Origin of the sequence: Flavobacterium sp. (assembly GCF_020217025.1) — a bacterium.
Taxonomy (GTDB): Bacteria; Bacteroidota; Bacteroidia; order Flavobacteriales; family Flavobacteriaceae; genus Flavobacterium.
Window position 1 is genome coordinate 1 of record NZ_JAIWOF010000062.1, and the last position, 10,000, is coordinate 10,000.

The 10,000-nt window shown below is 32.5% G+C and carries 8 protein-coding genes and 1 pseudogene; all 9 read left to right on the forward strand.

The features are described 5' to 3' along the window. A pseudogene (locus LDL23_RS02865) lies at positions 1–1,059 on the forward strand (2-oxoglutarate dehydrogenase E1 component); the annotation flags it as partial. Positions 1,060–1,119: 60 nt separating this feature from the next. Next, positions 1,120–2,337 carry a 2-oxoglutarate dehydrogenase complex dihydrolipoyllysine-residue succinyltransferase gene (gene odhB, locus LDL23_RS02870; protein WP_291264363.1) on the forward strand — a complete coding sequence of 406 codons (1,218 nt, stop codon included), beginning with the start codon at positions 1,120–1,122 and terminating at the stop codon, positions 2,335–2,337. Positions 2,338–2,508: 171 nt separating this feature from the next. Continuing rightward, positions 2,509–4,218, forward strand: coding sequence for an AraC family transcriptional regulator (locus tag LDL23_RS02875; RefSeq protein ID WP_291264364.1), 1,710 nt, complete (start codon positions 2,509–2,511; stop codon positions 4,216–4,218). Between the two features lie 145 nt (positions 4,219–4,363). After that, positions 4,364–6,805: a fibronectin type III domain-containing protein gene (locus LDL23_RS02880; RefSeq protein WP_291264365.1), complete on the forward strand. Its 2,442-nt coding sequence runs from the start codon at positions 4,364–4,366 to the stop codon at positions 6,803–6,805. Positions 6,806–6,883: 78 nt separating this feature from the next. Then, complete coding sequence (locus tag LDL23_RS02885) at positions 6,884–7,426, forward strand: hypothetical protein (protein WP_291264366.1); 543 nt, start codon at positions 6,884–6,886, stop codon at positions 7,424–7,426. 26 nt (positions 7,427–7,452) lie between these two features. Continuing rightward, a complete protein-coding gene (locus LDL23_RS02890) occupies positions 7,453–8,583 on the forward strand; it encodes a hypothetical protein (RefSeq protein WP_291264367.1) in 1,131 nt (376 codons plus the stop codon). A 73-nt stretch (positions 8,584–8,656) separates the two neighbouring features. Next, complete coding sequence (locus LDL23_RS02895; protein ID WP_291264368.1) at positions 8,657–8,923, forward strand: hypothetical protein; 267 nt, start codon at positions 8,657–8,659, stop codon at positions 8,921–8,923. A gap of 16 nt (positions 8,924–8,939) precedes the next feature. After that, on the forward strand, positions 8,940–9,497 hold the full coding sequence (locus LDL23_RS02900; RefSeq protein WP_291264369.1) for a hypothetical protein: 558 nt from the start codon (positions 8,940–8,942) through the stop codon (positions 9,495–9,497). 13 nt (positions 9,498–9,510) lie between these two features. Then, on the forward strand, positions 9,511–10,000 hold a 490-nt coding region (locus tag LDL23_RS02905), incomplete at its 3' end, for a hypothetical protein (protein WP_291264370.1).

Consider the following 10,000-nt stretch of genomic DNA (forward strand, 5'->3'; position numbering starts at 1 on the left):
GGGGATAGAAAAAACATGGTGGAAACCAATAAATTAGATTGGGCTATGGGCGAATTATTAGCTTATGGTTCCTTACTAAAAGAAGGTTTTGACGTGCGTATTTCTGGGCAAGACGTGGAACGTGGAACATTTTCACACCGTCATGCTGTAGTTAAAGTGGAAGATTCAGAAGAAGAAGTAATTCTTTTAGACAAAATAAAAGATAAAAAAGGAAACTTTTATATCTACAATTCGCACCTTTCAGAATATGGTGTTTTAGGTTTTGAATACGGATATGCATTAGCCTCTCCAAAATCATTAGTAATTTGGGAAGCACAGTTTGGAGATTTCTCTAACGGAGCTCAAATTATGATTGACCAATACATCTCAGCAGGTGAAGATAAATGGAACAACCAAAACGGATTGGTAATGTTATTGCCTCATGGTTATGAAAACCAAGGAGCAGAACACTCATCAGCACGTATGGAGCGTTACTTACAATTATGTGCAAAACACAACATGTATATTGCCGATGTAACTACGCCAGCCAACTTCTTCCACTTAATGAGAAGACAATTAAAAACAGAATTCCGTAAGCCATTAGTAGTATTCTCTCCAAAGAGTTTATTGCGTCATCCAGATGTAGTATCTTCAATGGATGATTTAGCTAACGGACAATTCCAAGAAGTATTAGATGATCCAAATGTAACAGATAAAAAAGCAATCAAAACGTTGGTTTTCTGTACAGGTAAATTCTATTATGACATTATTGCAAAACGTGCTGAATTAGGTAGAAATGATGTGGCAGTGGTTCGTTTAGAGCAATTGTTCCCATTAGCAGTTGACCAAATCAAAGCGATTATCGATAGCTATCCAAATGTGGATGATTACGTTTGGGCACAAGAAGAACCTAAAAACATGGGAGCTTACAGTTATATGTTGATGAATTTTGATTTAGTGAAACTACGTTTAGCATCACCAAAAGCATATAGTGCACCAGCAGCAGGAAGTTATGAGCGTTCTAAAAAACGTCATGCTAACGCAATCGCAATGGTTTTTGATAAAAAATTATTTCAATAAAAAACAACTCAATTATCACCCTGAGCAAGTCGAAGGGTAAACTTTTTAAAATAAAAAGATATGATTTTAGAAATGAAAGTCCCTTCTCCAGGGGAATCAATTAAAGAAGTAGAAATTGCTACATGGTTAGTAAAAGATGGTGATTATGTAGAAAAAGACCAAGCAATTGCTGAGGTTGATTCAGATAAAGCAACATTAGAATTGCCAGCTGAAGCAAGTGGAATTATTACATTAAAAGCAGAAGAAGGTGATGCAGTAGCGGTAGGTGCAGTAGTTTGTTTAATCGATACAGGTGCAGCAAAACCAGAAGGTGGTGCGGCTCCAGCTAAAGAAGAAGCAAAAGCAGTTGAAGCGCCAAAAGCTGAGGCTCCAAAAGCAGCTCCAGTAGCAGAAAAAACGTATGCAACACAAGCGCCATCTCCAGCAGCTAGAAAAATATTAGAAGAAAAAAACATCGAACCTTCTGCAATTGTAGGAACTGGTAAAGGTGGAAGAATTACTAAAGATGACGCTGTAAATGCTGTACCATCAATGGGAACTCCAACAGGAGGAAACCGCGGAACAGAAAGAACAAAACTTTCTATGTTACGTAGAAAAGTAGCTGAGCGTTTAGTATCAGCTAAAAATGAAACTGCGATGTTAACTACTTTCAATGAAGTAGACATGTCAGCAATTTATGCAATTCGTGACCAATATAAAGAAGAGTTCAAAGCGAAACATGGTTTAGGATTAGGCTTTATGTCGTTCTTTACTAAAGCGGTAACTCGTGCTTTACAATTATATCCAGATGTAAACTCTATGATTGATGGTCAAGAGAAAATTTCTTATGACTTCTGTGATATTTCTGTAGCGGTTTCGGGTCCAAAAGGATTAATGGTTCCTGTTATGAGAAATGCAGAAACATTATCGTTCAGAGGTGTTGAAGCAGAAATCAAAAGATTAGCTTTAAGAGCTCGTGACGGACAAATCACTGTAGACGAAATGACTGGTGGGACATTCACAATTTCAAATGGTGGTGTTTTCGGAAGTATGTTATCTACACCAATTATCAATCCTCCACAATCTGGTATTTTAGGAATGCACAATGTAGTGGATAGAGCTATTGTTAAAAATGGTCAAATCGTAATTGCTCCAGTAATGTATGTAGCATTATCATACGACCACAGAATCATCGACGGACGTGAGTCAGTTGGATTCTTAGTAGCGGTGAAAGAAGCATTAGAAAACCCAGCTGAAATTTTAATGGGTGGAAATGTGAAAAAAGCATTAGAATTATAGAAATATAAATCCCAAATATAAAATCCCAAATTCAATTAGAGTTTGGGATTTTTTTTATTTGGGTAATATTTAAAAATAGTAAAAGTTAATCTTGGGAATAATCTACAAAATAATATAGTTTTATTCTTATTTTAGCGGACTATAATTTTCAGGTTGAGCCACCATTTTTTCATGATGCACAAATTTACTTTTTCTGTTATACTACTATTATTTATTAATTTAATGCTTGCTCAAGAATTGAGTGAATCAGAAATTAGTAGAACCCGAAGTATTCAGGAAAACCTCATTTCAAATCCTGAAAAAGCGTATGCCGAAGCTTTGGAAATTAGTAATTCTAAAAACGAGTTATTTCGTTTTTATGGCAAATATTACATAGCCAATTATTTTTACAACAAATCAGAGTTTACTTACTCAAAGAAACTTCTGATCATACTTATAGATAGTATTGAAAAAAGTAAGATGGATAAATCTAGCAAAGTGTATCAAGATTTGCTTGGAATGTGTGTGAACAAACTTTTTTATATCCATAAAAATTTAGGAGAATACGACTTAGCATTGTTTTATCTTGACAAATATAAAAACAGCGTACCTAATAATCATTTTAACGAACAATATGGCTCAATTAAGGTAGCTATGGGCGATTATGTTAATGGAATTGCTTTGTTAAAGAGAGAATTAAAAACGTCGCATCACTTAAAATTGGGAGTAGGTGAAAAAAAAGTAATGAATAAAAAACTCTTTGCAGATAAATACAATATTATAGGGGAAGCTTATCAAAAGTATTATATTCAGTCGAAGAAAAAAGTGTTGTTAGATTCTGCAAACCACTACTTTAATGTCGCAGCAACAATGATGTTGCAAGATAATTTTCAACCAGAGTACACCAAAGCATTATTAAGCATGCGCGAAGCAAAAAGCGCAGCCTTAGCTGGAAATTACGAGAAATCATTGTCGTTATATAGAATGAGAAAAAAGTATCCTATTATTCAGGATAATATAAGAACAGAGCAGTTGTTTGATTTAGGGATGGCCGATTGTTTTCATCATTTAAAGCAAGTTGATTCAGCACTTTTTTATTGTAATAAATATGTTGAAAGTTATCAAATAACTAAGGTTTCCAAAGAAAATTTATTAATGACTTATAACATTATGACACAGTGTTATAATGAGAAAAATGATGCTAAAAATGCGTATCGCTACGCTCAAAAAAGTTTAGAATTAATTCAGTCAATAGAAGGAATAAAAAGTAAATCTTTAAATTTTCTTCACAACTATGATTTAAACAAAATAAAGGAGGAATCTAATAAAGTTATTGCGTCTAAGAATTATTTTAAAATATCGCTTTTTGGTATTTTGATTCTTTTTGTTGTAGTGGTTTATAGTTTTTATTATTATTACAAAAATCAGAAAGAAAAACATTATCGATTTTTAAAGATTATTCAAAATCTAAAAGAATCTAAAACTTCAGAAATTAGTATTCTGCAAATTGATAAAACCGAACCGCAACCAAAACAAACACTCGATGAAGAGCTTATTGAAAAAATTTCATTAGGTTTAAAAAAGTTAGAGCAAAAGGAAACTTTTTTAGAACCCAACTTCAAGTTGGCTTTTGTGGCTAAAAAACTAAATACCAATACGGCTTATTTGTCCCAATATTTCAATCAGGTAATGCAAAAAACCTTTTCAGAATATACTCAAGAATTACGAATTCATTATGTACTTCAAAAGCTGAAAGATGCTCCTTATTTCCGTAAATATACTTTGCAAGCCATCGCAGAAGAAGTAGGTTATAAAGACGCCAATACGCTTGTTCGTGTTTTTAAAAAGCAAACCGGACTTTCTCCTAATTATTACATTGAAAAATTAGAAAATACAGATTAAGTGTTTGTTAATCAAGTAAATAATAATTGTTAAATCTTCTGATTATTTATAAATAGTCCAATATATAAATTGGACTAGTACTTCTTATCATATAGTTTTGATGGAAATTTAATCAAATTAAGTTTCAAATCATCAAAAACTGAAAATGAAAAAAAAAATTACTCTATTCTGCCTATTGGCATTTTTGAATTTTATTCCTAATGCTGTTGCGCAATGTACTACTGCAACATATGGATTATTTCCAGCTAATGCCTATACACCAAACTGTAGTGGAAACTATGAGACATTAACTAGTCAAAGTTATGCAGGCGAGTACAGCAATGTGAATGTAATTGCGAACAAACAATATTCGTTCTCAAGCTCTGTAACAACGGATTATATTACAATTACAAATGCAACTGGAACTGTTGTTTATGCAAGCGGAACACAACCCGTAATATGGGATTCTGGTAGTACCACAGGTGTTATCCGTTATTACCTTCATTCCAATGCTAGTTGTGGTAGTCAACAAGTGGAAAGGTCTCGCTATATTCGATGTGCGGATGCATCAAACTGCGTACCACCTTCAAATTTAGCGGTATCAAATATAACTTCCAATTCTTGTAAAATGACTTGGACAGCGGCATCACCAGTGCCTTCTTCTCATTATGATATTTATATTGTTACAACCAATAGTGCTCCTAATGCAAATTCTACTCCTACTTTATTTAGCACAACTAACTTAAATACTACTCTCTATTTGAATGTTGCGGCAGGCACTACCTATTACTACTGGATACGTTCTAACTGTGGAGCCACAACTGGAACGTGGATTTCTGGAGGTAGTTTTACTACTCCACCTGCATTAATTTGTAACGGTGCAATTTATGGATTATATCCTGATGCAACTTTTACACCTGCTTGTACAGGAAGTACAGAACAAATCGTTGCAGATGCTTATGCAGGAGAATATTCAAATGTAAATGTCTTGTCAAATAAACAATATACTTTTAGAAGTTCAGTTTCCACAGATTTTATTACCATAACTAATGCAACAGGAACAGCGGTTTTAGCCAGTGGTTTAACTCCTTTAACTTGGTTATCTGGTACAAATTCTGGAGTAGTTAGATACCATTTGAATGCCAATTCTAGTTGTGGAACTCAAAACACAAACAGAGTAAGATCTATTACATGTGCTACAGTAGCAAGCTGTAATGTTCCAACTCAACTATTTTATGATGGTTTAACTTCGACTTCAAACAATATTGCATGGACGGCACCAAATCCTGCACCAAGCAATGGTTATGTTTATTGTTATAGTACTGTAAACGATCCGTTTTCTGCAAATGCAATCACAGGAACTACGACAAATACCTTTGCTGTTTTAAATAATTTAGCGCCAAACACTACTTATTATTTTTGGGTGAAATCTAATTGTGGTGCTACGCAATCTAATTGGGCTTCTGGTGGTTCATTTACCACATATCCAGCATCTGGATGTAACGCACCAACACAATTATTTTACGATGGTTTAACCTCGACAACGAATACTATTGCATGGGTAGAAGCTACACCTACGCCGAGCAATGGTTATGTTTATTGTTATAGTACTGTAAACGATCCGTTTGCAGATGACGTAATCACAGGAATGACAACAGATACTTATGCGAATTTAACCAATTTAACGCCAAATACTACCTATTATTTTTGGGTAAAATCCATCTGTGGTAACACACAAACGGATTGGGCTTCGGGAGGCTCGTTTACCACATATCCTGCGGCATCTGGGTGTAACGCACCAACGCAAATATATTACGATGGTTTAACCTCTACAACAAATACTATTGCATGGATAGAAGGTGTACCTACACCAAGCAATGGCTATGTTTATTGTTACAGTACAGTAAACGATCCATTTTCAGCTAGTGCAATTATAGGAACAACGACAGATACTTATGCGAATTTAACCAATTTAACACCAAATACCACCTATTATTTTTGGGTAAAATCTATTTGTGGTAACACGCAAACGGATTGGGCTTCGGGTGGTTCGTTTACCACATATCCAGAATCTCAATGTAACGCTCCTACACAGTTATTTACAGATCCTGAATCGGCAACAGTTGTAAATATTGCATGGGTAGAAGCTACACCTACTCCAAGCAATGGCTATCTATATAGTTACAGTACTATAAACGACCCATTATCTGCAAATGCAATTACAGGAACAACGACAGATACTTTTGCTGTTTTGAATAATTTAACACCAAACACTACTTATTATTTTTGGGTAAAATCTATTTGTGGTAACACACAAACGGATTGGGCTTCTGGAGGTTCGTTTACAACCCAAATGCTTTCTGTGGGATCATTCTCAATAAAAAACTTGAAGCTTTATCCAAATCCTGTAAAAGATATTTTAAATCTTTCATTTGATAAAGAAATTACTACTGTTTCTATAAACAATTTATTAGGTCAAGAAGTTTTTACAAAAACAGTAAACAGCAACGAAACTTCAATAGATGTTGCAGGTTTGGCTGCGGGAACTTATTTGGTGAAAGTAATTTCTAATAATGAAGTGAAAACAGTAAAAATCATTAAACAATAAAACGAAACGTTTCATTAATTGAAAAGCGTTTCTTAAAAAATCAAACGTATTTTATTAACCAATTTAACAAACAAATTTATGAGAGTATTATCTTTAATTTTTATGGTTTTAGCCTTTTTAGTAGGAGGTTTTTGTGCTGGAATTTTATTTAAAAACATAGAAAACAGAATGGGAACCGACGGCGATTCTGAAAAACTAGAAGAAGTGTATCGTTTAGTAGAAAACGAGCAAAAACAAATTGATCAATTAAAAAAAGACGGAATCGACGTTACTAAAATTGAAGATCCACAAATAAAAGAAAGTTTAGAAATTATCGAAAGTACACCTGCCAAATGGAAAGTTGTATATGCAGGTAAATTGGGTATTTTATTAGCTGTTCTTGCTTTTGTAATGGTTGTAGTTGCTTTTATGAAAAAAGAATTTGTTACTAAATTAAGCATTTTGGTGGCTTTATTATCAGTTGTTTTGTGGGCTATAACTCCTTACATGGAAGCTGGAACTTTCTCTGGAGCAAATCCTAAATCGCTTGCTTTAATTGGATGTATTGGTCTAGTTGTATGTTCGGCATGTGCTTTTATGAGCTACAAATTACACTTGAAAAAATCACAAGTAACAGTTTAATTAATTTCATCATTTTAAATATAATTATGAAAATCAATCGTTTACTATTATTAGTTTCATTACTTTCTTTTGCTTTTTCTCAGGCTCAATTATCGGCTTTTATTAATGGCAAAGAAGTAAAATCGGGTGCTACAATTTCTAAAAAAGATTTAGCAACATTACAGGTAAGTTTCAAAAAACCTAAAGCTGTAACCGTTTATTCGGGATATACAAATCTATATGTAGAGTTTGCAGACAATTCTAATACCTACATAAATAGTTGGAGTCTTCAAAAAGAAGGTTATACTGCTATGTCCGATTTTATGAAAAATACACCTATAACAAAAAAATTTAGTGTTTTTGAAGGTAGAGATTTCATAAATAGAGGAAATACACTTGAATGGATTTTAAATGGTGCAAATGGAGTTGAAAAACAAAAAACAATAAGAGTAGAAATTGGATTTTGGGTAAGAGAAGAAACAGGATACAAAGAATATGGTCCTAAAGTTCAATTATTAGAACCAATCTTCTTTAATGTACCTATGTGGGAACCAAAAAATCTATATTTACCTTATCTTGATGTAACCATAGACAAAACTAACATAAAAGAAGATATCAATAACAGCCAGACAGGTAGCACAGACAGAAGTGATACGGAAGTAGGCTACCAAATTCACAAAAATCAAGAAACGTATAAAATTTATGCTTTCGAAAAATCTTCACACCCAGGTTTGACGGTTGATGAATTAGCTAAAGATTTCATTCATAGAGTTACCTATCATTCAAATAACGATAAAGTAAAAAAAATTCATGAATACGATTTCGAAAAATATAATTTACCTTGGTATCATATCTGCGTGCTTTTCCGAGATGAACAAATACAAAATGTAGATTATTTTATAACCAAAGATGTGAAATCAAAAGATTTAATGAGTTTATATGAAAAAGTAGAATTCGGAAAGATGAAAGGATACACATTTCAATCTGGTTTGTACAATACAGGAAGACAAGATGGAAAAACTTATAAAGATGTTGGGCAATTCAGAATCTATATCCTTAGCCATCCTACAAACCCAGATTTAATATTAATGGTGTGTAATGAAATTGGAAGAGGTACAGAAACGGCACAAGCTATCGATGCTAACATGCAAACATTTCTAAAGAGCATTAAGCAATAATTTTTATAAAAATATTCAAATATCCCAAACTTCATGCTTAATGTGGTTTGGGATTAATTTTAAAACTAAAAAAATGGAAACGTTATCAATTATAGGAATGATAATGATGGTATTAGGATTTATCAATGCTGCATGGGTTGGAATTCTTTACATCGTATCATTAAGTGCTGTTGCTGGAACTAAATTATCTAAAAAAGTAGGAACAGCAAACGAAAAAACTGACGAGTATTTAGAACAAGGAAAAGCAACGTCTAATGGATTATTGAAAAAACTGATTTGGAGATTAGCCATAGGTTGTATAGGTTGGTTAATGTTTTACATTGCAACAGGTCATTTTTAAAATATAAATTGTACCTATGAAAAATCTACAAACCGTATTGTTTAAAAGGAATTTTAAGTTCCTACTGTGTATTGCTGCAACATTATTTTGTGGCTTAGGTGTTATTAGCTTCGGAACATTTTTGTTTAGAGAAGGCTTTTCTTGGTGGATTTTGATTGTTGGTTTACTATTGGTTTTTGGTTTTCTTTTATTTGCTTCAAAGATTTATACTTACTTATCAAGTCAACAAGTCTATTTAATGGTGGAATCTGATGGAAATACAATTACTTTCTACAATAAGACAGATTCAGGAAAAACGTTCAATACATCAGAAGTTATCGACCTAAATAAAATGGGTAGATTTTATATCGTAAAAAAAAGAACCCGATATTTTATGAATAATTATTCGTATGCATTTGAAGAAAAAGGAAGTAGAACAAGTTTGTTTAAAACTGATGTAGACGCTTTTCCTTCTTTATTTGAAGCATCTGAAAATGATAGAAATAAAGTTTTAGAATTTGTTAAAAGTGTATATCCATCTATTGATTTAGGATATGAATCGGCTTGGCAAAAAAGTAAAAAAGGAATCAATTGAGTAAATCAAAAACATGAAATACATTACAGTAAAGTTACTTATCTTGTTTTTGCTAATTTCTAGTAGCATACAAAGTCAAGAAGTAAAAATTGAATATGATAGAACCTTCATAGATACTAGTGATGTTATTAATGAAACTGTAATGCTAAGTGTTAGAAATTTTCCAGTTAACACAAACAGATGCGAACTTATAACCGTTTATGCAACCGATGAAACGCATCAAAAAATTAATCCCGAATATTTTTTAACGCAAGCAAATAGAGAATTTTGGATAACTTTTATAAAAAATAAAAAGACTAAGAAATTAACATCTCTCAATGGTAAAGCACGCTTTTTTAACGTTTCAGAAGCAGCAGAAACAATTATTAAAATTGATGGAATTTTAGAAAAAATTAATAAAACAATTTATTCGAAAAATGATATTAAAGTTATTGTTCTAGATGTTAAATCATTACTTTCAAAAAAAGATAAAAAACCTTTAGAATATAAAAATGAAATAGCAT

Coding starts and splice junctions, on each gene's coding strand:
- odhB (WP_291264363.1), top strand. CDS start 1,120: ATGATTTTAGAAATGAAAGTCCCTTCTCCAGGGGAATCAATTAAAGAA.
- LDL23_RS02875 (WP_291264364.1), top strand. CDS start 2,509: ATGATGCACAAATTTACTTTTTCTGTTATACTACTATTATTTATTAAT.
- LDL23_RS02880 (WP_291264365.1), top strand. CDS start 4,364: ATGAAAAAAAAAATTACTCTATTCTGCCTATTGGCATTTTTGAATTTT.
- LDL23_RS02885 (WP_291264366.1), top strand. CDS start 6,884: ATGAGAGTATTATCTTTAATTTTTATGGTTTTAGCCTTTTTAGTAGGA.
- LDL23_RS02890 (WP_291264367.1), top strand. CDS start 7,453: ATGAAAATCAATCGTTTACTATTATTAGTTTCATTACTTTCTTTTGCT.
- LDL23_RS02895 (WP_291264368.1), top strand. CDS start 8,657: ATGGAAACGTTATCAATTATAGGAATGATAATGATGGTATTAGGATTT.
- LDL23_RS02900 (WP_291264369.1), top strand. CDS start 8,940: ATGAAAAATCTACAAACCGTATTGTTTAAAAGGAATTTTAAGTTCCTA.